We start from the raw sequence: 24,689 nt of genomic DNA on the forward strand, positions 1-24,689 counted from the left end.
GTCCACCGCAGCGGTGGACCCGGCCCTCGCCCGTGCCGCGGGAGTTCGCCGGGACTACTTCTTGCCCTGGTCGGCGACCGCCTGGATCGAGCTCGCGGCGGCCTCGGGGTCGAGGTACTCGCCGCCGGCCACGACCGGGCGGAGCTCCTCGTCGAGCTCGTAGTAGAGCGGGATGCCCGTGGGGATGTTCAGCGCCGCGATGTCCTCGTCCGAGATGCCGTCGAGGTGCTTCACCAGGGCGCGCAGGGAGTTGCCGTGCGCGGCGACGATGACGGTGTGCCCGGCCCGCAGGTCGGGGACGATCTCCTGCTCCCAGTAGGGCATGAAGCGGTCGAGGACGTCCTTGAGGCACTCGGTGCGGGGCGCGTTCCCGACGTCGGCGTACCGTGGGTCGCCGGCCTGGGAGTATCGGTCGGAGTCGTCGAGCTCGGGCGGCGGGACGTCGTAGGAGCGGCGCCAGGTCATGAACTGCTCGTCGCCGTACTCGTCGCGGACCTGGGTCTTGTCCTTGCCCTGCAGCGCACCGTAGTGGCGCTCGTTGAGCCGCCACGACCGCTTCACCGGGATCCAGTGCCGGTCCGCCCGGTCCAGGGCGAGGTGGGCGGTGGTGATCGCCCGGCGCAGGAGCGAGGTGTGCAGGACGTCCGGGGCGATCCCCTTCTCGACGAGCAGCTCACCGCCGCGGACGGCTTCCTCCCGCCCCTTCTCGGTCAGGTCCACGTCCACCCACCCGGTGAACAGGTTCTTCTCGTTCCAGTCGGACTGCCCGTGCCGGAGCAGGACGAGCTTGTGCGGTGCTGATTCGGTAGCCATGGGGCCATTCTTCCACCCGGGCGGCGGCGCGGGACAAGCGGGCGTCCCGGGCGTCCCGTGTCGCGGGACCGGGGGCCGCGCTCGGGGACGGACGGTCGGTCACCAGTTGTTGGGGCCCTTGGACTCCAGGCCGACGGCCGGGCGGACGTCGGCGAGGTAGACGCCCACGGCCGTGCCGGCGATGAGCAGCACGAACAGGCTGGGCCGCAGCAGCAGCAGGGTGAAGACCGTGAACGCGAGGGAGCCCCCCGTGAGCGCGAGCCAGAAGCCCTTGGTGCGCTTGAAGGCGCGCTGGAACTGCACCGGCGCCTTGGTCAGGCAGTCCACGAAGGCCCACACGGCCAGGCCGGCGACGACCAGCGCGAGCGCGATGTCGATGAAACGCACGAGATAGAAGACCCAGGGAATGTCCACGCCGCCCAGCCTACCGGTCGATCGCGGACAGGGCGCGGTCGAGGTCCTCCCACAGGTCCTCGACGTTCTCGATCCCCACCGACAGGCGCAGCAGCGTCTCCGGAACGCTGTGCGGCTCCTCGTGGTGCCGGCGCCGCCGCTCGATCAGCGACTCCACCCCGCCGAGCGAGGTCGCCGGGGTCCACACGCGCAGCGCGTCCACGGCCGCCTCCACGGCGGTCACGCCCCCCGCGGGCACGATCGCCACGATCGAGCCGAAGCCGTCCATCTGTGCGGCGGCACGCTCGTGCCCGGGGTCCCCGGGCAGCCCGGGGTAGCGGACCTCGCACACGGCCGGGTGCCGCTGGAGACGGCGGGCCAGCTCTCCGGCGGTGGCCGCGGACCGCTCCACGCGCACCGCCAGGGTGCGCATCCCCCGCAGCGCGAGCCACGCCTCGAACGGGCCCGGGACCGCGCCGTGCAGGGTGCGGTGCCCCTTCAGCCGGGCCCGCAGCGCCGGATCGGAGGTGACGGCGGCCCCGAGGACGACATCGGAGTGCCCCGCCAGGTACTTGGTCACGGAGTGCACCACGATGTCCGCCCCGTGCACCAGCGGGCGCTGCAGGAGCGGGGTGGCGAAGGTGTTGTCCACGCACGTGAGCACGCCGCGCTCGCGGGCCGCCGCGAGCAGCCCGGGGAGGTCGGCGACCTCCAGCATGGGATTGGTGGGGCTCTCGAGCCAGAGCAGGTCCGCGGCGTCGAGGGCGGCCACGACGTCCGCGGTGTCCGTGACGTCCACGGTCCGCACCGTGAGCATCCCGCGGGACTCGAGGTCCGCGGCCAGGGCCAGGGAGCCCTGGTAGCTGTGCCGGGGCAGCACGAGGCGCCCGCCCGCCGGGACGAGGGAGAGCACCGACGCGACGGCGGCCAGCCCCGAGGCGTAGGCCAGCGCGGGCAGCTCTGCCCGCTCGAGCCGCGCCAGCACGTCCTCGAGGTCCTCCCACGTGGGGTTGCTGGAGCGCCCGTAGGTGCGGTCCTCGCCGTCGAGCCCGCCGGAGCCCCGGTAGGTGGAGGTCAGGACGATGGAGGGGCCGACCGGCGCGTCGTGCTCCGGTGCGGGCCGCCCGCCCGCGACCAGCACGGTGTCCGGGCGGAGGTCGGCGGAGCCGTGGGCGGACGGGATCTCGGAGCGCGCAGTCATGGCCCCAGGCTAGCGGCCCGCGGCGTCCCCAGCCGCGCGCGCACGGGCGGCGCTGTCCGGGCGGGTGGCTAGGCTGGGTCCGTGACCACCCGCCCGGCCCCCGCCCCGCCGCCCGTTCCCGCCCCGGAGCCCGCCCCCGCCGCGTCCTCCCGCGCGGTGTCCGCGCGCGGGCTCTTCGTGGTGTTCGAGGGCGGGGACGGCGCCGGGAAGTCCACCCAGGTGGGCCGGCTCGTGGACGCCCTGCGCGCCGCGGGCCACGACACCGTGCGGACCCGGGAGCCCGGCGGGACCCCGCTGGGCGAGCGGGTGCGCGAGCTGGTGCTGGACCCGGCGCACGGGCCCGTCGACGCCCGCGCCGAGGCCCTGCTCTTCGCCGCGGCCCGCGCCGCCCACGTCGCCCAGCTCATCCGTCCCGCGCTCGCCGCCGGGCGGACCGTGGTGTGCGACCGCTTCGCCGACTCGTCCGCCGCCTACCAGGGCGCCGGGCGCGGGCTCGGCCTGGACCGCGTCGCGGAGCTCAACGCGTGGGCCACGGCCGGGCTCGTCCCGGACGTCACCGTGCTGCTGGACGTCCCGGCCGGGACGGGCCGGGCCCGCCGGGAGGCCCGTGACGGCGCAGCGGGCGACCGCCTGGAGACCGAGCCCGACGCCTTCCACGACGCGAACCGCGCGGCCTTCCTCGAGCTCGCCGACCGGGCCCCGGAGCGCTACCTCGTGCTCGACGCCACCCGGCCGGCCGAGGAGCTCGCGGCCGCCGTGCGCACCCGGCTCGCCGGGCTCCTCCGGTGCGCCCCGGCCGCGGAGGTGGGCGCGTGAGCGTGTGGGACCAGCTGCTCGGCCAGGACGCCGTGGTGGCCCAGCTGCGGCGCGCCGCGCAGGAGGACCGGCCCACCCACGCCTGGCTGTTCACCGGCCCGCCCGGCTCCGGTCGCTCCAACGCGGCCCTGGCGTTCGCCGCGGCCCTGCTCTGCGAGCAGGAGGACCCCGCCGAGCGCGGCTGCGGGCAGTGCCACGCGTGCCGCACGGTCCTCGCCAGCTCGCACGCGGACCTCACCCACTTCGTCACGGAGAACCCGCAGATCACCATCGAGGAGGCCCGCGAGCTGGTGGTCCGCGCCCAGGACCGGCCCTCGGTGGGCCGCTGGCGCGTCATGGTGGTCGAGGACGCCGACCGCATGGCGGAGCGCACCTCGAACGTGATGCTCAAGGCCATCGAGGAGCCCCCGCCGAACACCCTCTGGCTGCTGTGCGCGCCGAGCCCCATGGACGTGCTCGTGACCATCCGCTCCCGCTGCCGTCCGGCCACGCTGAAGGTGCCCGCCGTGGAGGACGTGGCCGAGCTGCTGATCCGCCGGCACGGCGTGTCCCGCCCGCGCGCGGAGGAGAGCGCCCGGCTGGCGCAGTCCCACGTGGGGATCGCCAAGCGGCTGGCCCTCTACGACGACGCCCGCACCCGGCGGCAGGAGGTCGTCTCGATGCCGCTGAAGCTCGCCGGGGTGCCGGATGCGGTGCGCGCCGCGGACCGGCTGCACAAGATCGCCGTGGAGGAGTCCCAGGCGGACGCCGAGTCCCGCAACGAGGCGGAGCGCAAGCAGCTGCTCGTGGCCCTGGGCGCCCCGGAGTCCGGCCGGGTCCCCCCGGCCATCCGCGGCGCCCTCAACCGGCTCGAGGCCGATCAGAAGCGCCGCTCCCGGCGGATCCAGACGGACACCCTCGACCGCTTCCTCATCGACCTCACCACCTTCTACCGCGACGTCCTGACCCTCCAGCTGCGCACGGGCTCCGCCCTGGTCAACGAGCACCTGGCCCAGCAGCTCCAGGACCACGCGTCGAACTCGACCCCCGAGCGGACGCTGCACCGCATCGACGTCATCAGCCGGACCCGGGACCGGATCCGCACCAACGTCAGCGCGCAGCTGGCCTTCGAGGCCATGGCCGTCTCCCTGCTCTGATCCCCTCACCGCCCTGCCTCTCACCCCCTCGAGGAGCCCCATGACCCGCCGTGCCGCCCCCGCACGCCGCGCCCTCCTGCCCGTCACGGCCGCGGCGGTCGCGGCCGGCCTGCTCCTGAGCGGCTGCTCCTCCCTGGGGGCCGGCGCCACGGGCGAGCCGACCTCCGGGGGCGCCACCGGCTCCGTCGTGGACGGCGTCCCCGAGGACCTCGAGCGCTACTACACGCAGACCGTGGTCTGGGAGGACTGCACGTTCGAGGTCGAGACCGACGGCGCGCGGGACGACCTCCAGTGCGCCGACGTCGACGTGCCCCTGGACTACGCCGAGCCCGCCGGGGACTCGACCACCGTGGTGATGTCGCGCCTGCCCGCCCGCGGGGACGCCCGGGGCAGCCTGCTCCTCAACCCCGGCGGGCCGGGCGCCTCCGGGGTGGACGCGATGCTGCACGCGCGGCACACGGTCACGCGCGACGTGCGGGCGGCCTACGACGTCGTGGGCTTCGACCCCCGGGGGGTGAGCCGCTCCGCGGGGATCGAGTGCCTCGACGACGCCGAGCTGGACGCCTGGCGCGCCGAGCCGATGTTCGACCCCCAGGAGCGGCCGGCCGAGCAGATCCGGGAGGAGTACGAGGAGCTCGGGGCCGCGTGCGTGCAGAACTCCGGGGAGCTCGTGGCACGGATGGACACCGTGAGCGCCGCCCGGGACATGGACGTGCTCCGGGCCGTGCTCGGCGACGAGCGGACGACCTATCTGGGCTTCTCCTACGGCACCCACCTGGGCGCGGTGTACGCCGATCTGTTCCCCGAGCGGGTCGGGCGGTTCGTGCTCGACGGCGGTGTGGACCCGACCCTGAGCGACATGGAGGCCACCGCCGACCAGGCCGCGGGCTTCGAGGACAATCTGCGCCACTGGGTGCGGCAGTGCCAGGACGGGATCCGGGGCTGCGTGGTGGCCGGCGTCTCCGTGGACGAGGCGATGAGCCGGATCCAGGAGCTCGTCGCCTCGGTCGGTCGGGAGACCGTGACCGCCTCGGACGGCCGGCGGGTCACGACCACGAACGCCGTCGAGGGCATCCTCGGCCCCCTCTACGCGACCACCGGCTACGAGGCGCTCAACACGTCCCTGGGCGCCGCCTTCGAGGGCGACTTCTCCGCGCTGCTCGCGCAGTCGGACGCCACCCACGGGCGCGACGCCGAGGGCCGGTACACGAGCAACACCACCATGGCGTTCACCGCCGTCAACTGCCTCGACCGGCCCGACGTGACGGTCACGGCCGAGCAGATGGCCCGGCACCAGGAGGAGCTCGAACGGGTCGCCCCGACCTTCGGCCCGTACCTCGGCTACGGCGACGCCGCGTGCCAGGGCTGGCCCGTCGAGCCGGCCGGCCTCGAGGAGCCGCTCGACGCCGCGGGCGCGGCCCCCGTCCTCGTGGTGGGCACCACCCACGACCCCGCGACGCCGTACCACTGGTCCGAGGCCCTCGTGGCGCAGCTCGACGACGCCCGGCTGCTGACCTACGACGGCTACGGCCACACCGCCTACACGGCCGGCAACCGCTGCGTACAGGACGCCGTGGACACCTACCTGCTCGAGGGCGAGCTGCCCGCGGAGGGCACGACCTGCTCCTGAGCCCGCACGGCGCCGGGTCCGTATCGATTGGGGACGCCCGGGCGCTCTCTGCTACAGTTTCACCTGCACTGAGGCCGTCCCGGACGGCCGCGTGCAGGCCTCCTTAGCTCAGTCGGTAGAGCGTTTCACTCGTAATGAAAAGGTCGTCGGTTCGATTCCGACAGGAGGCTCCGCCGGAGAAGGCCCCGGACCCGCTGGGTCCGGGGCCTTCGTCGTCACCGGAGCGGTCCGCGGCCCTCACCCGCGCCGATGGCCGGCACCGCCGCCCCCACCGGCGCCTCGCCGTCACCCACGCTCTCGTCGTGGCTCCCGTCGCCGGCCTCGCCCCGGGGCAGGACGATGGTGAAGACCGTTCCCTCCCCCACCGCGCTCTCGCAGCGGACGGTGCCGCCGTGGCGCTCGACGATCTCGCGGACGACCGCCAGTCCGAGCCCCAGCCCCGGGATCGCGCTCATCCGGGCGTTGCTGCTGCGGAAGAACCGGCCGAACACGTGCTCGGCGTCCTCCGGGCGCATCCCCATGCCGCGATCGGCCACCTGCACCTGCACGGCGCTCCCGGCCGGGACCACCCGGACGGTCACCGGCCCACCGTCCGGGGAGTACTTGACGGCGTTCGAGAGCAGGTTGTCGAGCACCTGCCCCAGGCGCACGGGGTCGCAGGACAGGACGAGGCGGGACGGGGCCTCGACCCGCAGCTCCACCCCCGCCCCGGCGGCCCGGAGCCCGGCCGCCGCGACGGACTGCTGGACCACCTGGACGAGGTCGGCCGCCACCGGCTGCAGCTCCAGGCCGGGGCCCGCCGTGCCGAGGAGGTCCTCGACCAGGACGAGCAGCTGGTCGGCGTTGCGCTCGACCACCTCCAGGCCGGAGCGGACGTGCCCGGGGAGCTGTTCGTCCATGGCCAGGAGCTCCGTGTAGCCGCGGATGGACGTCAGGGGCGTGCGCAGCTCGTGGGAGACACCGGCCAGGAAGTCGTCCTTGGCCTGCAGCGCCGCGACCAGCTCGGTCACGTCGTTGAACGACAGGACGGAGCCCTCGGTCCTGCCGTCCTCGTCCCGGAGCACGCGGGCGGACACGGAGAGGACCCGCTGGACGGGCGGCTCCCCCGCCCAGATCAGGGCGTCGGAGAAGGACTCGCCCCGGATGGCGCGCAGGGCGGGACGCCGGTCCACGGGCAGCGGCGTCCCGTCACCGTCCGCGTAGATCCGCAGGTCCGCCTCGGCGCCGTCCCGCAGGCCCTCGGGCAGCGAGAGCTCGTGGATCCGGTGCTGGCGGCGGTTCATCAGGATGTCGTGGCCGTGCTCGTCGATCGCCAGCACGCCCACGTCCACCGTGTCCAGGACCGTGTTCAGCAGCCGTTCCCGCCGCGCGGTCACGCCCAGCAGCCGGCGCAGCTCGGTGTCCTTCGCCTCGAGCTCGGCGTTCTGGCGCTCCATGCTGTTCGACAGCACCTGGACGGTGATCCCGATGCCCAGCAGCATGACCGGGATCAGCAGCGGGGCCGTCAGCAGCTGCGCGCTCAGGGGCCGGGGCGGGACCAGCAGCGGGACCCAGACCATGGCGAGGGTCAGCAGGAAGCCCAGCGGTGCGGACGCCCGGGGCAGCCGTCCCGAGGCGGTGAGCCAGATGACGGGGAACGCGGCCATGATCCCCACCCCGGTCACGGTGCTCAGCGTGCCCTCCCGCAGCAGGGTGATGGGCACGAAGTCCAGGACCGGGACCGCCAGGAACGCCCCGTCGGGCAGCCGGTCCCACGGCGCCAGCACGCACAGGGCCGTCAGCGCCAGCGTGAGCGCCAGCGCCAGCTGCACCCGCGGGTCGCCCCGGAGCGGCTCGTGGACCCCCCAGATGCCGGCGACGAGCACCACGGTCGTGACGAACAGCGGCAGCTGGCTGAGGAGCACGCGCCGGCGCATCGACAGCTCGTGGAAGCTGATCCGGTCGAGGGAGAGGACGGTGAGCAAGCGGTCCACGGCGAAACTCTTCCGACTGGGGGCGTCACCCTCGGGGGGTCGGGATGACAATTGCAAAGAATAGCGGCTTAATGAGTCCATGACCCCCTCCCCCCAGGGTCGCCGTGCCGTCGTCATCGAGGACCACGACGACATCCGCCACCTTCTCGCCCAGACCATCGGCATGCGCGGCTTCACCGTGACGACCGCCGCGACCGGACTCGAGGGCATCGAGGCGGTGCGCCGCGACGGCGCCGACCTCATCACCCTGGACCTCAGCCTGCCCGACCTCGACGGGCTGGAGGTCTGCCGGCGGGTCCGGCAGTTCTCCGACGCATACCTGCTCATGGTCACGGCCCGCCCGGGCGAGATCGACCGGCTGGAGGGCCTCGAGCTCGGCGCGGACGACTACATCAGCAAGCCGTTCAGCCCCCGGGAGCTGCAGGCCCGGATCGAGGCGATGTTCCGCCGGCCGCGCGCCCGGGCGGAGCAGGCCGACGCCGAGGAGCTGCGGCGCGCGGCCGAGGTGCAGCGCAGCCTGCTGCCCGCCGCCGCCCCGTCCGTGCCCGGCTACGACGTGGCCGGCGCGTGCCGGCCCTCCCGCAGCGTGGGCGGGGACTTCTTCGACTGGTACGCGACCGGCGACGGGCTGCAGGTCTCGCTGGCCGACGCCATGGGCAAGGGCATGGGCGCGGCACTCATCGCCGCCACCGTGCGCGCGGTGCTGCGCTCCGCGGCCGGACAGCCCGACATGGCGCAGGCCTTCCGGGACACGTGCCGGCACCTCGAGAACGACCTCGCCCACTCCGACTCCTTCGTCACCCTCTTCCACGCCCGCCTGGACACCGCGCAGGGTGCCGTGGAGTACGTCGACGCCGGCCACGGCCTGGGGCTGCACGTGCGCGCGGACGGTGTCGAGCGGCTGCGCCCGGGCGGCCCCCCGGTGGGGGCTGTGCCCGGCACGGAGTGGGTGCCCGGCCGGATCGTGCTCGCGCCCGGGGACGCGCTCGTCGTCGTCAGCGACGGCCTCCTCGACGCCTACGAAGACGTCGACGACGCCGTGCGGGCGGTCGCGGACGTGCTCTCCCGGCACGAGGACGCCCAGTCCGTCTGCACCGCGGTTCTCGACCTCGCCGGCGAGGAGGTCTGCACGGACGACGTCACCGCCGTGGTCGTCCGCCGCAGGACTGCCCTGTGAACCGCTTCCTGGTCCGGCTGCTGGTCGTCCTGACCCTCCTCCTGGGCGTCAACTACATCACCTGGCGCTGGCTCGAGTCGCTGAACTGGACGGCGTGGTGGATCGCCGTGCCCCTGGTGCTCGCCGAGACGTACAGCTTGATCGACGTCTCGCTCTTCGGGCTCACCGTGTGGCGGCTCCGGCGCCGCGGGGAGGCCGGTGCCCCGCCCGCGGGTGCCACGGTGGACGTCTTCGTCACCACCTACGACGAGCCCCTCGACCTCGTGATGGGCACCGCTCTCGCCGCGCAGGCGATCCGGCACCCGCACAGCACGTGGATCCTCGACGACGGGGCCCGGCCCGAGCTGGAGGCGCTGGCCGCCGAGCACGGCTTGGGCTACCTGACGCGCAGCGAGGACTGGACCGGCCGCCCGCGCCACGCCAAGGCGGGCAACCTGAACAACGCCCTCATGCTCACCCAGGGCGAGTTCCTGCTGATCCTCGACGCCGACCAGGTGCCGGACCCCGAGATCCTGGACCGGGCCCTGGGGTGGTTCAACGACCGCAAGGTGGCGCTCGTGCAGACGCCGCAGTGGTTCGTCAACGTGCCCGCGCACGATCCGCTCGGCAGCCAGGCGCCCCTGTTCTACGGCCCGATCCAGCAGGGCAAGGACGGCTGGAACGCCGCCTTCTTCTGCGGCTCCAACGCGATCCTGCGCCGCGAGGCGCTCATGCAGCTCGGCCTCTCCGGCTACGTCCAGGAGGTGGAGCAGGACGTCAAGGAGTCCCTCGCCCGCACGCGGGCCGCCCTGCGGAAGGCGCGCCGGTCCCCGGAGGCCGCGAACCCCGTGGTCGCCGGCATGCTCGACGACGTGGAGGCCGCCACGGAGCGGGCCCGCGCCGAGCTGAAGGCCGGCGCCCCGCTGACCGAGCTGACCTACCGGCTGCAGCGGGAGGTGGACGCCGCGGCACGCCGCACCGTCACGCAGGACTTCTCCCAGATCGAGGCGGACCTCGCCTCGATCGCCGCCCTGGACCTGCCCCCCGAGGACGGGATGGTGTGGCCGGACGAGCTGGCCTCCGCCGTGGACCGGATGTCCCGCCGGGACCTGTCCCCGCTGGCGGCCGTGGAGCCCGTCCGGGAGGTGCTCGAGGCGGTCTCCGTGGACCGGCCCGGCGAGGCCCAGCCGGTGATGCCGCTGGCGACGATCTCGGTCACCGAGGACATGGCCACCGCGATGCGCCTGCACGGGCTGGGCTGGCGCAGCGTCTACCACCACGAGATCCTCGCCCACGGCCTGGCCCCCGAGGACCTGAAGACCATGCTCACCCAGCGCCTGCGCTGGGCGCAGGGCACGGTGCAGGTGCTGCTCCGGGAGAACCCGCTGCTGCAGCGCCGGCTCGGCTGGGGCCAGCGGCTCATGTACTTCGCCACGATGTGGAGCTACCTGTCCGGCTTCGCGGCCGTGGTCTACTTCGCCGCGCCCATCGTGTACCTGGTGCTGGGCATCCTCCCGGTCACGAGCCTCAGCTGGGACTTCTTCGTCCGCTTCATCCCCTTCATGGTGGTGAACCAGCTGCTGTTCCTCGTGGTGGGCCGCGGCATCCCCACCTGGCGCGGCCAGCAGTACAGCCTGGCCCTGTTCCCGATCTGGATCCGGGCGTGCACCACGGCCGCGCGCAACGTGTGGTTCGGGCGCCCCCTGGGGTTCGCGGTGACGCCCAAGGTGCGGCAGGACTCCGGGCCCGCCTGGCACCTCATCCGCCCGCAGCTGGTGGTGATGGGACTGCTGGCCGCGGCCCTCGTGGTGGGGACGGTGCGGCTCGCGGTGGGACTGAACGAACCGGTGGGAACCCTGGTCAACGTGGCCTGGGTCGCCTTCGACCTGGTGGTGCTGAGCGTGCTCGTCACCGCCGCGAGATACACGGGCTACGAGCCCGAGGAGAGGAGTGCCGATGCAGTTCACGATTGAGCAGAAGCCGAGGTTCGCCCACATCACGGGCACCGGACGGCTCAACATGGTGGGAGCGCCCAAGCTCCGGGAGGTCGTGGCGAAGGTCGTCGACGAGGGCACCAACCACGTGGTGGTCGACCTCGGCGGGACCGAGTTCATGGACTCCTCCGGTCTGGGCGCCCTCATCGGGTGCCTGAAGCTGGCCCGACAGGCCGGCGGCGACCTGCGGATCGCGAACGTCCGTCCCCAGGTGCGCATGGTCCTCGAGCTCACCAGCATGCACCGCGTCCTGAACCCCTACGACACCGCCGATGCGGCCTTCCCCGATGACTGAGTCCACGGCCCGGCGCTCGCGCCGGGGGCCGGCCACGGCCTCGACGGTGGACGCGCTGCACGAGGACCTGGACGCGCTGTGGGACGAGGCGGCGTTCGTCCCGGAGGCCGACCGGATGGCCTTCACGCTGGCGGTCGTGGAGGCGGCCGGCAACGTGGTGGTCCACGCCGTGCCCGCGGCGGAGGCCCCGATCGAGCTCTCGGTGGACCTCGTCGCGGACCCGCACCGGCTGGAGGCGAGGATCTACGAGATCGGCGCCGCGCCGGCGCAGGTGGACCTCACCGGGGCCATGGCGGAGGAGCACCACGAGTCCGGGCGCGGCCTGGCCCTGATCCAGGCGCTGGTCAGCCGGGTGGTGTTCGAGCGGCACGGGGACACGAACGTCTGGAAGCTCTGCCGGGTGTGCGGCCCGGAGGAGGCGTAGCGCCGGGCGGCGTCCCACGGACCACCGATGTGCCGCTCCCACGAGGGGCGGCGTCCCCTGATTTGCGGATGCGAACTGTCTGCCGTGACACCTAGACTTCGGTGCAGGACAACAAGTCAGGGGGCTCACGTTGTCACCGAAAGCACTCGTTCAGGGAGCGGCGGGACCGTCCGCGGGAGAACGCCGGCGGCGGGCCGGACGCCAAGCACGCGGGGGGACGTCGTCGTGATCACCGCGATCATCCCCGCCCACGACGAGGCGCACCGCGTCGAGCACGCGGTCGCCGCCCTCCACGGGCAGACCCGCCCACCGGAGCGCATCCTGGTGATGTCGGACGACTCCACCGACGACACCGTCGAGGTCGCCCTGGACGCCGGCGCCGAGGTCCTGCTCACCGTGGACAACCGCCAGCACCGCGCCGGGGCGCTGAACCAGGCCCTGGCGACCGTCCCGATGGCGCCGGACGACCTGGTCCTGCTCCTCGACCCGGGCGTCAGGCTGCCGCCGGGCTTCCTGGACCGCGCCCTGGACGCCTTCCGGGACCGCAACGTGGGCGCCGTCCCCGCCGGGCCCACCGCGGTGGGCGGCGCGGCCGCGCTGGTCCGCCGGCAGGCCCTCGAGGACGTCCGCCGGTCGTTCGGCCGCTACTGCGACGAGGGCCCCGTGAGCGGGCAGCTGCGTCTCGCCCTGGACCTCGAGGCCGTCGGCTGGCGCCTCGGTCCCCCGGTGGAGACCGAGAAGGCCGCAGCGGCCCCCGTGGAGCAGGGCGCACCCGCTCCCGTCGGGCACATCGTGCCCGTCCCGAGCACACCCGTTCCCGTCGGCATCGTCCGGGCCGAGCCGGCGGCCGCCTAGATCCTCCGCCCGCGGCGACGCTCAGCGGCGGGCGGCGCGTCCGGCGAGGACCGCCGCCGCGCCGGCGAGGACCGTGGTGGTCAGGCACCCGATCGGCAGGGGAAGGCAGCATCCGCCGACCGTGACGTTCGTGCCGCGGCGGGTCCGGGTCGAGTACCCCGGAAAGGGGAGCATCCGGAAGCCGGAGCGGCGCCCGGACGCGCCGCCCCGCCGGCCCGGCAGGTCGTAGCCCGGCCCGAACCGGCCGGGGCCCCCGGGGCCCGGACGGCCCAGGGGAGAGCGGGACCGGCGGGCGTCGAACTCGCGGTCGGCCGCGTGGTAGTCGAATCCGGAGGCGTTCATGCCGCCCATCCAACCATCAGCAGGCTGTCGGGTCCACCCCTGTCCGGGACGGGACCGTGCTCAGCCGCGTTCCAGCAAGTCCCCGGCGCGCTGCACGTGCTCGCGCACCGCCTCGGCCCGGCGGACGACCGCGTCCAGCCGGTGCGCCGAGGACTCCTCCTCGGCGCGCACGAAGCGGGCCATGGTCAGGGCCTCCGCGGCCTGGGCCATCGCGTTGCCGGCCCGGGACAGTTCGCGGTGGACGTCGTTGAGGTAGCCGCCCGGGGAGGCCGGGATGTCGTGGCTGGTGCTCGGCGCCGTGCGCTGCGCCGCGGCGCACACCGCGCGCACCTCCGGCAGCAGGTCGGCGAGGGCGTTGGCGGTGGGCACCACGGACTGCGCGAGCGTCTTGTCCGGGAGGCTCTCGAGGATCTGGTGGAAACGGTCCAGGCCCCGGCGGAACCGGTCGTGGGCGCGGCGCCACACGCCCAGGCCGAGCTCGGCCTCGTCACGGCGAGCGGCGCGGTAGTCGCGCAGGAATGCCACGGGCGGTCCTTTCGAGTGGAGACAGTCCATCCTACGGCGCGCCGGGCGCGGGATCGCGCCGGCCGGTGCGCTCAGGGGACGAGCAGCACCTTGCCGATGTGGGCGCCGGAGTCGAAGTACTCGTGGGCCTGACCGACCTCGTCCAGGGGAAAGGTGCGGTCGACGATCGGGCGGACGGCACCGGACTCCACGTGCGGCCACACGTGCTCCCGCACGGCGGCCATGATGCGGGTCTTCTCGGCCACGGGCCGGGGGCGCAGGGTGGTGCCGAGCACGGCGGCCCGCTTGGCCATGAGCGTGCCGAGGTCCAGCTCCCCGGTCCGGCCGCCCTGCGTGGCGATGACGGCGATGCGGCCGCTGGTGGCCAGCGCGTCCAGGTTGCGCCCCAGGTAGGACCCGCCCACCACGTCGAGCACGATGTCGGCGCCGTGCCCGTCGGTGAGCTCCCGGACGCGCGCGACGAAGTCCTCCGCCCGGTAGTCGATCGCCTCGGCGCCGAGCCGGCGCGCGGCGTCGGCCTTCTCCGGGCCGCCGACCGTGGTGAGCACGCGCAGGCCGAGCGCCCGGCACATCTGCAGGGCGTTGGTGCCGATCCCGCCCGTGCCGCCGTGCACCAGGACCGTCTCGCCCTCGCGGGCGGCCGCGGCCATGAAGACGTTGGAGAAGACCGTGGCACACACCTCCGGGAGCCCGGCGGCGGCCACGAGGTCCACCCCGGCGGGCGCGGGCAGGACCTGGCCGGCGGGGACCACGACCTCCTCGGCGTATCCGCCCGAGTCCAGGAGGGCGACGACCTCGTCCCCGGGGGCGAGCCCGCTGCCGGCCGGCGCGGCGGGACCGAGCTCCTGCACCGTGCCCGAGACCTCGAGCCCGAAGACCTTCGACGCGCCGGGCGGGACCGGGTACTTGCCCTGCCGCTGCATGACGTCCGCCCGGTTGATGCCGGCGGCGCGGACCCGGATCCGCACGCCGTCGGGGGTCAGCTCCGGGGCGGGGACCTCGGTGACGGCGAGGACCTCCGGTCCGCCGGGGGTGGTCTCGAGCACTGCGCGCATGGTGGGGCCTTCCGGTCGGGGACGACGTGCGCTCCCATTGTGTCGTGGGGCGGGGTGCTGGTCACCCGGCCTCGGCCCGCGGCGAACACGCCGCGCACGGGGGTGCGGCGGCGCGGTGCTCAGCGGATCGAGGCGTACGCGTCGAGGGCCCGGCCGCGGCTGACCGGCAGGTCCACGACCGGCTCGGGGTAGCCCACCGACGGGCCGAGCAGACCCGGCTCGTGGGGGTCCACGCCCTCGCCGCCTGCCAGCTCCGGGACCCAGCGGCGGATGTAGCGGGCCTCGGGGTCGAACCTCCGGCCCTGGGTCAGCGGGTTGAAGATCCGGAAGAACGGGCTCGCGTCCGCGCCGGAGCCGGCCACCCACTGCCAGTTCCCGGGACCGCTCGCGGGCTCGGCGTCCACGAGCGTCTCCCAGAACCACTGCTCCCCCGCCCGCCAGTCGACCAGCAGGTTCTTGGTGAGCAGGGACCCGGCGACCATCCGGACCCGGTTGTGCATCCACCCCGTGGCCCGCAGCTGCCGCATCCCCGCGTCCACGAGCGGGAAGCCGGTGCGCCCCTCCTGCCAGGCCCGCACGTCGCCGGCGGCCTCCGCCGGGTCACGCCACGGGAAGGCGTCGAAGGCCGGGCGGACGTGGCGCACGTGCAGGTCCGGGACCTGGTGGAGCAGGTGCCAGTTGAACTCCCGCCAGCCCAGCTCGGCCAGGAACTTCTCCAGCCCGGGGCTGCTCCCCCGCTCGGACCGGTGCCGGACGGAGGCGTCCCACACCGCGAAGGGACTGATCTCGCCCCACCGCAGGTGCGGGGAGAGCCGGCTGGTGCCGTCCCGGTCGGGCCGGTCGTGGCCCTCGGCGTAGTCCTCGACGCGGTCCAGGAAGTCGTCCAGCCGCTCCCACGCGGCCGCCTCCCCGGGGGTCCACACCGCGTCCAGCCCGGCCGCGTGCTCGGGGGACGGCCGCAGGCCCCAGTCGTCCTGGTCCTCGGGGCCGGCGGCCGCCGCCACCTCCGCGGCGGCGCCCCGGCCTGCCCCGGGCACGGGCAGCGGCTGCCGGATCTCCAGCGCCCGGAGCGCCTTCCAGAAGGGGGTGAACACCTTGTACGGGCCGCCGGCCCCGGTGCGCAGGGCCCACGGCTCGTGCAGCAGCGCGGCCTGGAACGAGTGCGCCTCCACCCCGTGCCCGCCGCACCACTGCTTGACCCCGGCGTCCACGGCGAGCTCGGGCCCGCCGTAGCGGCGGTTCCACGTGATGCCGCCCGCGCCCGTGCGCCGGATGACGTCGGGGAGCACGTCCGCCGCGGGCCCGCGCCGCAGCACCAGGGGGATGCCCAGCTCCCGGAGGGACTCCCGCAGGGAGCGCAGGGACCCGTGCAGCCACCAGGACGTGGCCGCGCCGAGGGGCCGGACCCCCTCGGACTGCTGGTCCAGGACGTAGAGGGCGAGCACCGCGCCGCGCCGGCACGCCGCGGCGAGGGCCGGGTGGTCCGTGACGCGCAGGTCGTCCCGGAACCACACGATCGTCGTCGTCCCGGGGTCGGGGCTCTCGGGTGCGTCCACGCGCTCACCCTACCCGGGCTTTGGCGGCGCTCCCGGCGCCGTGGAAGAATGGGCTGCGCGCTCCGCGGCCCCGCCGGGGACCGGGCGGGCGCGGGGAAGGTTGTCCGAGCGGCCTAAGGAGCCGGTCTTGAAAACCGGTGTGCGGTGACCCCGTACCAAGGGTTCAAATCCCTTACCTTCCGCCCCGCACGAGGCCCCCACCGCGCACCGGCCGGTGGGGGCCTCGGCCCGTCCCGGGGCCGGAGAAATGTCGCGGTATCGTGGTCCGCCGTTCACCTCTGCGTGCTGAGATGGGGACAACGCACCGCCGCATCCCCCGGAGGACCCCCATGGCGCCCCAGCAGCACCGTCCTGCCCTGCTCGCCGCGCTCGCCGCCGGCGCCGTGGTCACCTCGACCGGTCTGGTCCTCCCCGCGGCGGACGCCCAGGGGACGGCGCCCCCGCCGGCACCGGGCGCGGGGGCGACCGCGGCCGGGGAGACGGCCGTCGAGCTGCTCTACTTCAACGACTACCACGGCCGGCTCTCCTCCGACCCCCTTCTCTTCGCGGGCGCGATCGAGCAGCTGCGCGCGGGGAACGAGGACGGCACGCTGCTGCTGTCCGGCGGGGACAACGTGGGCGCCTCCGAGTACGTCTCGGCCGTGCAGCAGGACAACCCCACGCTCGACGTGCTCGACGCGCTCGAGCTCGACGCCTCCGCCGTGGGCAACCACGAGTTCGACCGGGGTGCGGACGACCTGACCGGCCGCATCACCGAGCGCGCCGACTTCCCCTACCTGGCGGCCAACGTCACCGGCCCCGACGGCGAGCTCGTCACCGAGGCGTCCGCGACGTTCGACGTCGAGGGCGTGCGCGTGGGCGTGGTCGGCGCCGTCACCCAGCAGACCGCCACGCTCGTCTCGCCCGGAGCGATCGAGGGCATCACCTTCGGCGACCCCGTCGAGGCCGTCAACGCCGAGGCCGAGCGGCTCGAGGCGGACGGGGCCGACATCGTGGTGGCCGTCTACCACGAGGGCGCCGCCGACGCGGCCGACGCCCTCGGCGACCGGCTGGCGACCGGCACCAGCGCGACCGTGGACGTGGTGCTCAACGGGCACACCCACCAGGTCTACGACGAGGGCATCGACGTGGACGGCGACGGCGACCTCGACCGCGCGGTCCTGCAGGCCGGCTCGTACGGCGGCAGCCTGGGGCGGATCTCCCTGAGCTACGACGAGGCCGCCGACGACGTCGACCTCACCACCGGCGTGCTGGCCGTCGACGAGGTCGTCACCGCGACCGAGGAGGAGCTGGTCGCCCGGTATCCGCGCGTCGCGGAGGTCGCCGGGATCGTCGCGGACGCCGAGGCGGTGGCCCTGGAGCGGGGCAGCACCCCGGTCGGCGAGATCACCGGGGACATCACCACCGCCTACGGTCTGCGGGACGGCGTGCCGGCCCGCGACGACCGCGGCGCCGAGTCGAGCCTCGGCAACCTGGTCGCCGAGTCCATCCGCGACAGCCTGGACGAGTCGGACGGCGTGCAGATCGGCCTCATCAACCCCGGCGGCCTGCGCGCCGACCTCCTCTGGGCGGACGACCCCGGCCAGGCCATCGACGGCGAGCGCGACGGCGTGGTGACGGAGTCCGAGGCCAACCAGGTGCTGCCCTTCGCCAACAACCTCAACACCGTGACCCTCACCGGCGAGCAGTTCGAGCGGGTCCTCGAGCAGCAGTGGCAGCCGGAGGACTCGTCCCGGCCGTACCTGCAGCTGGGCCTGTCCGAGAACGTGTCCTACACCTTCGACGCCGCCCGCCCGGCCGGTGAGCGGATCACCTCGATCACGGTCGATGGGCAGCCCGTCGACCCGGCCGCAGAGTACGTGATCGGCTCGGTGTCCTTCCTGGTGGAGGGCGGCGACAACTTCACCGCCCTGACCGAGGGCACCGACGTCACCGACACCGGCCGGATCGACCGCGACGCCTGGATGGAGTACCTCGCCGCCCGCTCCGCCGACGCCCCGATCGCCCCGGAGTTCGACCGCCGGTCCGTGTCGCTCCGCGACGCGGCCGCCGAGGGCTGCACGGTGGCGTTCGAGGTCGCGCATCTCGACATGACCTCCCTGGGCGCCCCGGCCACCACGGAGCTCTCCGTCCGCAAGGGCGGGCCGGAGGGCACCGAGATCGGCACCGCGGCCGTCGCCGGGGGTGCGGCCACGGTCGCCGTGGACACCTCCGCCCTGGCCCAGGGCGCCCCGGTGTGGCTCGTCGCCGAGCCCTCCGGCACCCGGGTCCGCGTCCCGGAGCAGGTCCTCGCCCCGGCCGAGGGCTGCGCGCCGGGCCCGGCCCCCACGGACGGGACGGGCGAGGAGCCCGCCCCGTCCCCGGAGCCCGGGGCGGGCGCCCCACCGGTGGAGCTGGCGATCCGGGAGATCCAGGGCACCGGCGACGTCTCCCCCGTAGCCGGGCAGGCCGTGACCACCCGCGGCGTCGTCACCGCCGTCTACGCCACCGGCGGGCTCAACGGCTATTACGTGCAGACGCCCGGCACCGGCGGGGACCTCGACCCGGCCACTCACGACGCATCCGAGGCGATCTTCGTGTACTCCCCCGACACCGCCGCTACCGTGCCGCTGGGACAGTTCGTGGAGGTCACCGGCGAGGTCGCCGAATACTACGGTCAGACCCAGCTCAGCGTCCGCTCCGAGGGCCTGCGGGCCCTCGACGAAGCCACGGAGGCCGTCAAGCCCGCCGCCGTCGGTTGGCCCACCGAGGAGACCGAGCGCGAGGACCTCGAAGGCATGCTCCTGGACCCGGCCGGCGCGTTCGTGGTCACCGACAACCACGACCTCAACCGCTACGGGGAGATCGGGCTGGCCGCGGGCACCACGCCGCTGGTGCAGCCCACCGCCGTCGGCGCCCCCGGCTCGCCGGAGGCCGCCGCCCAGGCCGCCGACAACGCCGCCCGCGGCGTGCTGCTCGACGACGGGGCGACCACCGACTACGGCAACCCCGCCAACGCCTCGGTGCCGCTGCCGTACCTCTCCCCGGAGACCCCGGTGCGGATCGGGGCGCCCGTGGACTTCGTGGCGCCGGTGGTGCTCGGCTACTCGTTCGGCGAGTGGCGCCTCCAGCCCACGACCCACCTCACCGGCGACAACGCCGGGAATTCACCGATCGTGGCCGAGAACACCCGCACCGCCGCCCCCGAGGACGTCGGCGGGACCGTGCAGCTGGCCACGTTCAACGTGCTGAACTACTTCACCACCACCGGCGACGAGCTGACCGGCTGCACCTACTACACGGACCGCGCCGGCGACCCGGTCTCGGTGCGCGGGGGCTGCGACGCCCGCGGTGCGGCCGAGGAGGAGGACCTTCAGCGTCAGCAGGCCAAGATCGTCGCCGCCGTCAACGCCCTGGACGCCGAGGTCGTGTCCCTGGAGGAGATCCAGAACTCCGCGAAGTTCGGCAAGGACCGCGACCAGGCCCTGTCCGAGCTCGTCGACGCCCTCAACGCCGCCGCCGGTACCGCGGTCTGGACGTACGTGCCGTCACCGGCCCAGCGGCCCGCCGTCGGGGACGAGGACGTCATCCGCACCGCGATCATCTACAAGCCGGCCGCGCTCAGGACCGTGGGCGAGTCCGTGATCCTGGGCGACGAGGAGAACTTCGACAACGCCCGCGAGCCGCTGGCCCAGACGTTCCGCCCCGCCGACGGGGACGCGGGCGAAGACTTCACGGTGGTCGTCAACCACTTCAAATCCAAGGGCTCCGCCCCCTCCACCGGCGCCAACGCGGACGCCGGGGACGGCGCCGGCGGCTGGAACGCCGACCGCACCGCCCAGGCCCAGGCCCTGGTGGCCTTCGCCGAGCGGCTGAAGTCCACGCAGGGCACCGACCGGGTCCTCCTGGCCGGTGACTTCAACTCCTACGACCAGGAGGACCCGATGCGGGTCCTGCACGAGGCCGGCTACACGAACCTGGCGCCGGCGGGCGAGCACTCCTACGCCTACGGCGGGATGGTCGGCTCCCTCGACCACGTCCTGGCGTCCCCCGCCGCGGCCGGGATCGTGACGGGCTCGGACATCTGGGAGATCAACGCCCACGAGTCGGTGGGCCTGGAGTACAGCCGGCACAACTACAACGTGGTCGATCTCTACGCCCCCGGCCCGTACCGGGCCTCCGACCACAACCCGGAGATCATCGGCTTGGCCCTCGCCGGCGCCGAGCCCGCCGGCCCGCAGAAGCCGGGCAGGGGCAACTCCGGCGAGCACCCCGGCAAGGGCCTCCGGGAGCACGACGACCGGGCCCGTGAGGTCCTGCACCGCCGCCTCGGCTGACCCGGCCGCGGCGCGCCGGCCGGTCCCGGTTCCCCCGGGGTCAGTCGTGTGCCGGGGCCGGGCCCAGCACCGCCTCGGCGATGCGGTCGGCGTCCGCCAGGGTCCGGGCGCCCAGCTCCGCGGACGCACCGGCCTCCGCGGCGATCGCCACGCCCCACTGCACGGCCGAGAGCTGCATCCCGAGCACGAGGACGCCGGGCTCCACGCCGCCGTCGACGCGCACGGCCCGGTACGGAGGGCGGCTCACGTCCAGCCCGGTGCCGGACACGGTGGCCACGCCGTCCCGGGTCTCCATCGCCCGGACCCGCACCAGGCCCTCCCGGTGCATCGCCGACAGCAGCGGGGAGATGTTGCGCCGGACGTCGTTGGGCGGGGACATGGCCTCCACGAGGTGCTCGGCGCGGAAGGGATCGTCCTTGACCCAGGGGGAGCTCGCCACGAACCGGCCCTCCTCCTCGTCCACGCGGAACTGCGGGTCAGGACCCAGGAAGCGCACCACGCCGGCACGGGCCAGCGCCGCCAGCTGCTGGGTCCGCAGCACCGGGGGCCCGGAGGCGAGCCCCTCCACGAACGGCTCGAAGGCGCGCCGCAGCTCGTCGGTCCAGGAGGCGTCGCCGATCCCGATGTCCGCGAGCACGGCCTTGAGCACGGTGCGCGCGGCGTTGAGCGAGGCGACGGCCATCTGCAGCGGGTCGTCCTCGCCGGACAGCGCTCCGTGCACGTCCCGGTCCAGGTGGTGGACCAGGGCCGCGGCGTACTCGTCGTGGGAGCCGAAGCTGAGCCCTTCGAACGGGCGGGCCAGCCGCAGGGCGTTGAGCTGCCGGCCCGGGACCACCGCGGACGCGATGAGCCGCTCGGCCCGGGACGTCCACGGCCCCTCCGGGTGGTCGTCCCCGGTGCGGAGCACGGCGTCGAAGCGCGCCAGGAAATCCTGCGGGTCGGTCTCGAAGGCGTCCGGGGCGGTCCGTGCCAGGACGGTGTAGTAGTTCCACTGGGCGTCCTTGCGGATCAGCGGATAGAGGTCCACCTCGAAGGACAGCGGTCCCTCCGTGCGCGCCGCGAGCGCCCGCACGGCGTCGAGGGTGAAGAATCGGGTCACGAGGGAGGACGCGTAGTAGCCCTCGAGCACCGCCTTGGAGCGGTACGGGGCGCCGCGGCGGGAGCCGGCCACGATCACGGGCTCCCGTCCGGAGGGGTGGTAGACGTAGCGCTCCCCCTCCTGGGTGTAGATCCCGCCGCGGCCCTCGGTGACCTGGGCCAGGACGTCGCAGAAGTTCAGGCCCATGCCGCGCACCAGCACCGTGCGCCCGGCGGGCAGGTCCTCCCAGTGCACGTCGGCAGGCACGGCGGGCGGCCAGTAGGTCAGTCCGAGCTCGGCGGCGCCGTCCACCAGCTCCTGCTGGTCCGGGCGCAGATCGGCGTCGAGGTGGCCCAGGGCGAGCACCACCGCGTCCGCCGGGAGGTTCTGCCCGCCGCTGATCTCGACGTCGTAGCGGTGCCGGGCGTGCTCCCGCACGTGCACGCCCACGGCCTCGGCCCGGTGCACGGCCAGCTGCACGCCGGGCGGGAGGGCGTCCTGCAGCGTGCGGAAGATCCAGGAGAGGTAGACGCCGTACATCCGCCGGGACGGGTAGGACTGCGGGGTCATCCGGGTCAGGTGCGCGGCGTCGTCGGGGTCCACGGCGATGGTCCCCGCCACGGCGGCGAGCCGCCAGTGCTCGAAGCTCATGTTCCGCAGCGGCTCGAGCGGGTCCACGGGCAGCACCCCGTCGTCGGCGATCACGGTGGGGAACACCGAGGGCGTGTTCATGAGGTACAGCGGGGACTGGTTCGTCCGCCACACGTGGCCCGGGCCGGGCGGGAAGGGGTCGACGACGTCGATGCGCACCCGGGCGCCCGAGTCCGCCGCGCGGGCCGCGAGCCGCTCCACCACCGAGAGCCCGCGGGGGCCCGCCCCGATCACCGTGACCCGTCGTTCGGCCCCTGCCCTGCCCGTTGCGCTCATGACCTCCAGGGTATCGACCCGCGCAGCGGGCCGCGGGCACGGGGGCCGCGGCCCGCGGCTGCGCCTACGATGGCGGACATGACCGAGACCGCGCAGACCGCCGCCCGTCCGACCGCCGAGCAGCCGCACGACGAGAACCTGTGGCTGGAGGAGATCACGGGTGCCGCGCCCCTGGAGTGGGTGGCCGGGCAGAACGCCCGCACCCTGGCCGCCCTCGAGGGCCCGCGGCTGCGCCGGCTCGAGGCCGACGTGCTGGCGGTCATGGACTCGACCGAGCGGATCCCCATGGTCTCCAAGCACGGGCCGCACTACTACAACTTCTGGCGCGACGCCGAGCACCCGCGCGGCGTCTTCCGCCGCACCACGTGGGAGTCCTGGCTCGGTGCGGACACCGAGTGGGAGGTCCTGCTCGACGTCGACGCGCTGGCCGCCGAGGAGGGCGTCGACTGGGTCTGGGGCGGGGCCCGGCTGCTGCGCCCGCAGTACACCGGCGGCCGGCACCGCCGGGCGCTGTTCGGGCTGTCCCCCGACGGCGGCGACGCGAAGCGGGTGCGCGAGTTCGACCTCGACGAGCGCCGGTTCGTGCCCGGCGGCTTCGACGTCCCCACGGCGAAGTCCACCGTGACGTGGGTGGACGCCGACACCCTGCACGTGGGCACTGATGTCGGCCCCGGTTCGATGACCACGTCCTCCTATCCCCGCACCGTGCGCGTCCTGCGCCGCGGACAGGATCTCGCCGAGGCCCGGCAGGCGTTCGAGGTGGCCGAGGACCACGTCCAGGCGGTGCTGGTGCGCGACCACACCCCGGGCTTCGTCCGGGACGTCGCCGTGGACGTGGTGGACTTCTTCGCCTCCCGCACCTACCTGGTGCGGGAGGAGGAGCTCCTGCACGTCGACGTCCCCGACTCGGTGACGGTGGACCTGCACCGGCAGTGGCTGCTGCTGCGCCCGCAGGAGGAGCTCGAGCTGGACGGGACCGTGCACCCGGCCGGGTCCCTGCTCGTGGCCGAGCTCGAGGCGTTCCTGGCCGGGGACCGCGCCGTGACCGCCGTGTTCGTCCCGGACGCGCGCACCTCGCTGCAGTCCTGGTCCTGGACGGCCGACCGGCTGATCCTCAACCTGCTGCGGGACGTCTCCTCGGTGGTGCGGGTCGCCGAGCCGGGCCCGTGGACCTCCTCCGAGCTGCCCGGGGCCCCGGCGCTGTCCAGCGTGGACGCCTACGCCGTCGACGACGAGGACCCGGAGGCGGGCAACGACTACTGGCTCGTGGCCACCGGCTTCCTGACCCCCACCACCGTGTCCCGCGGCACCCTCCCCACCGACGGCGCGACGGCGGCCCCGCCGCGCACGGCGAGGACCGCGCCGGCGTTCTTCGACGCGGCCGGGCTCTCGGTCGAGCAGCACTTCGCGGTCTCCGCGGACGGCACCCGGGTGCCCTACTTCCAGGTGGGGCCGGCGGACCTGGTCCTCGACGGGGCGAACCCGACGCTGCTCTCCGGCTACGGGGGCTTCGAGGTCTCCCGGACCCCGGCCTACTCCGGGGCCCTGGGGCGCTCCTGGCTGACCCGCACCGACGACGCCGGTCGGTCCGGGGTCTACGTCCTCGCCAACATCCGCGGCGGCGGGGAGTACGGTCCCGCCTGGCACCGGGCCGCCCTGCGGGGCAACCGGCACCGGGCGTACGAGGACTTCGCGGCCGTCGCGGCGGACCTGCAGGCCCGCGGCGTGTGCACCCGGGGAACCCTTGCGTGCTCGGGCGGCTCCAACGGCGGGCTGCTCGTGGGCAACATGCTCACCGGCCACCCCGAGCTGTTCGGGGCGGTCTCCTGCGGGGTGCCCCTGCTGGACATGCGCCGCTACACGAAGCTGTCCGCGGGCGCCTCCTGGATCGCGGAGTACGGCGACCCGGACGACCCCGAGCAGTGGGAGTTCCTCCGCACGTTCTCGCCGTACCACCGGCTGGAGGAGGCGCGGGACTACCCGGACGTCCTGTTCTGGACCGCCACGAGCGACGACCGCGTGGGCCCCGTCCAGGCGCGCAAGGCGGCCGCTCGGATGCTGCGCCTGGGCCACGAGAACGTCTGGTTCTACGAGGCCACCGAGGGCGGGCACGCCGGCGCGGGCGACAACAGGCAGGCGGCGCGCCTGCACGCGCTCTCCCACGAGTTCCTCTGGACGGCGCTGCACCGGGGCTGAGCCCCGGC

19 protein-coding genes and 2 tRNA genes are annotated in these 24,689 nt (G+C 74.4%); 12 read left to right on the forward strand and 9 right to left on the reverse strand.

The window, feature by feature from the left end; genetic code table 11:
* Window positions 1-54 precede the first annotated feature (54 nt).
* The 3 genes from ACFU0Y_RS00725 to ACFU0Y_RS00735 all read right to left on the reverse strand — a co-directional run bounded on the left by ACFU0Y_RS00725 (window position 55) and on the right by ACFU0Y_RS00735 (window position 2,407).
* Entirely contained in the window at window positions 55-813 is a 759-nt protein-coding gene (locus ACFU0Y_RS00725; protein WP_380212522.1) for a phosphoglyceromutase, read from the reverse strand.
* Window positions 814-912: 99 nt separating this feature from the next.
* A complete protein-coding gene (locus ACFU0Y_RS00730; RefSeq protein ID WP_380212523.1) occupies window positions 913-1,227 on the reverse strand; it encodes a DUF2516 family protein in 315 nt (104 codons plus the stop codon).
* 10 nt (window positions 1,228-1,237) lie between these two features.
* A complete protein-coding gene (locus tag ACFU0Y_RS00735) occupies window positions 1,238-2,407 on the reverse strand; it encodes a trans-sulfuration enzyme family protein (RefSeq protein WP_380212524.1) in 1,170 nt (389 codons plus the stop codon).
* Window positions 2,408-2,488: 81 nt separating this feature from the next.
* Between ACFU0Y_RS00735 and tmk the strand changes: the two genes are divergently transcribed.
* The 4 genes from tmk (at window position 2,489) to ACFU0Y_RS00755 (ending at window position 6,159) form a co-directional block, all read left to right on the forward strand.
* On the forward strand, window positions 2,489-3,223 hold the full coding sequence (gene tmk, locus ACFU0Y_RS00740; protein ID WP_380212525.1) for a dTMP kinase: 735 nt from the start codon (window positions 2,489-2,491) through the stop codon (window positions 3,221-3,223).
* Window positions 3,220-4,359: a DNA polymerase III subunit delta' gene (locus ACFU0Y_RS00745; RefSeq protein WP_380212526.1), complete on the forward strand. Its 1,140-nt coding sequence runs from the start codon at window positions 3,220-3,222 to the stop codon at window positions 4,357-4,359. The genes tmk and ACFU0Y_RS00745 overlap by 4 nt, the downstream gene beginning before the upstream one ends.
* A gap of 40 nt (window positions 4,360-4,399) precedes the next feature.
* On the forward strand, window positions 4,400-5,989 hold the full coding sequence (locus ACFU0Y_RS00750) for an alpha/beta hydrolase (protein ID WP_380212527.1): 1,590 nt from the start codon (window positions 4,400-4,402) through the stop codon (window positions 5,987-5,989).
* A gap of 97 nt (window positions 5,990-6,086) precedes the next feature.
* Window positions 6,087-6,159: transfer RNA gene (locus ACFU0Y_RS00755), tRNA-Thr, on the forward strand.
* A gap of 45 nt (window positions 6,160-6,204) precedes the next feature.
* Here the strand turns inward: ACFU0Y_RS00755 and ACFU0Y_RS00760 are convergent.
* Window positions 6,205-7,962: a sensor histidine kinase gene (locus ACFU0Y_RS00760; protein WP_380212528.1), complete on the reverse strand. Its 1,758-nt coding sequence runs from the start codon at window positions 7,960-7,962 to the stop codon at window positions 6,205-6,207.
* 79 nt (window positions 7,963-8,041) lie between these two features.
* On the opposite strand from ACFU0Y_RS00760, the gene ACFU0Y_RS00765 reads away from it, so the two are divergent.
* The 5 genes from ACFU0Y_RS00765 (at window position 8,042) to ACFU0Y_RS00785 (ending at window position 12,686) form a co-directional block, all read left to right on the forward strand.
* Window positions 8,042-9,139 carry a PP2C family protein-serine/threonine phosphatase gene (locus ACFU0Y_RS00765; protein WP_380212529.1) on the forward strand — a complete coding sequence of 366 codons (1,098 nt, stop codon included), beginning with the start codon at window positions 8,042-8,044 and terminating at the stop codon, window positions 9,137-9,139.
* Window positions 9,136-11,091, forward strand: coding sequence for a glycosyltransferase family 2 protein (locus tag ACFU0Y_RS00770; RefSeq protein ID WP_380212530.1), 1,956 nt, complete (start codon window positions 9,136-9,138; stop codon window positions 11,089-11,091). The genes ACFU0Y_RS00765 and ACFU0Y_RS00770 overlap by 4 nt, the downstream gene beginning before the upstream one ends.
* A complete protein-coding gene (locus ACFU0Y_RS00775) occupies window positions 11,075-11,407 on the forward strand; it encodes an STAS domain-containing protein (RefSeq protein WP_380212531.1) in 333 nt (110 codons plus the stop codon). The genes ACFU0Y_RS00770 and ACFU0Y_RS00775 overlap by 17 nt, the downstream gene beginning before the upstream one ends.
* Window positions 11,400-11,831, forward strand: a complete 432-nt coding sequence (locus ACFU0Y_RS00780; RefSeq protein ID WP_380212532.1) for an ATP-binding protein — start codon at window positions 11,400-11,402, stop codon at window positions 11,829-11,831. Before ACFU0Y_RS00775 ends, ACFU0Y_RS00780 begins: the two co-directional genes overlap by 8 nt.
* Before the next feature lie 225 nt (window positions 11,832-12,056).
* The gene (locus ACFU0Y_RS00785) at window positions 12,057-12,686 is read left to right on the forward strand and encodes a glycosyltransferase (RefSeq protein WP_380212533.1); all 630 of its coding nucleotides are present in this window, start codon (window positions 12,057-12,059) and stop codon (window positions 12,684-12,686) included.
* Window positions 12,687-12,707: 21 nt separating this feature from the next.
* Here the strand turns inward: ACFU0Y_RS00785 and ACFU0Y_RS00790 are convergent, their stop codons facing one another.
* From ACFU0Y_RS00790 to ACFU0Y_RS00805, 4 genes are all read right to left on the reverse strand, one after another.
* On the reverse strand, window positions 12,708-13,028 hold the full coding sequence (locus tag ACFU0Y_RS00790; RefSeq protein WP_380212534.1) for a hypothetical protein: 321 nt from the start codon (window positions 13,026-13,028) through the stop codon (window positions 12,708-12,710).
* Between the two features lie 60 nt (window positions 13,029-13,088).
* On the reverse strand, window positions 13,089-13,553 hold the full coding sequence (locus ACFU0Y_RS00795; protein WP_380212535.1) for a hypothetical protein: 465 nt from the start codon (window positions 13,551-13,553) through the stop codon (window positions 13,089-13,091).
* Window positions 13,554-13,624: 71 nt separating this feature from the next.
* Window positions 13,625-14,608: an NAD(P)H-quinone oxidoreductase gene (locus ACFU0Y_RS00800; RefSeq protein WP_380212536.1), complete on the reverse strand. Its 984-nt coding sequence runs from the start codon at window positions 14,606-14,608 to the stop codon at window positions 13,625-13,627.
* A 119-nt stretch (window positions 14,609-14,727) separates the two neighbouring features.
* Window positions 14,728-16,164 carry a cryptochrome/photolyase family protein gene (locus tag ACFU0Y_RS00805; protein ID WP_380212537.1) on the reverse strand — a complete coding sequence of 479 codons (1,437 nt, stop codon included), beginning with the start codon at window positions 16,162-16,164 and terminating at the stop codon, window positions 14,728-14,730.
* Window positions 16,165-16,258: 94 nt separating this feature from the next.
* On the opposite strand from ACFU0Y_RS00805, the gene ACFU0Y_RS00810 reads away from it, so the two are divergent.
* Window positions 16,259-16,346: transfer RNA gene (locus ACFU0Y_RS00810), tRNA-Ser, on the forward strand.
* Between the two features lie 147 nt (window positions 16,347-16,493).
* Window positions 16,494-20,480, forward strand: coding sequence for an ExeM/NucH family extracellular endonuclease (locus ACFU0Y_RS00815; protein WP_380212538.1), 3,987 nt, complete (start codon window positions 16,494-16,496; stop codon window positions 20,478-20,480).
* A gap of 40 nt (window positions 20,481-20,520) precedes the next feature.
* Here ACFU0Y_RS00815 and ACFU0Y_RS00820 read toward each other — a convergent pair whose 3' ends face one another.
* The gene (locus ACFU0Y_RS00820) at window positions 20,521-22,485 is read right to left on the reverse strand and encodes an FAD/NAD(P)-binding protein (RefSeq protein WP_380212539.1); all 1,965 of its coding nucleotides are present in this window, start codon (window positions 22,483-22,485) and stop codon (window positions 20,521-20,523) included.
* A 78-nt stretch (window positions 22,486-22,563) separates the two neighbouring features.
* On the opposite strand from ACFU0Y_RS00820, the gene ACFU0Y_RS00825 reads away from it, so the two are divergent.
* Entirely contained in the window at window positions 22,564-24,681 is a 2,118-nt protein-coding gene (locus tag ACFU0Y_RS00825; protein WP_380212540.1) for a prolyl oligopeptidase family protein, read from the forward strand.
* Window positions 24,682-24,689 lie beyond the last annotated feature (8 nt).

It is taken from the genome of Kocuria sp. NPDC057446 (genome assembly GCF_042802875.1).
Classification (GTDB): domain Bacteria; phylum Actinomycetota; class Actinomycetes; order Actinomycetales; family Micrococcaceae; genus Kocuria.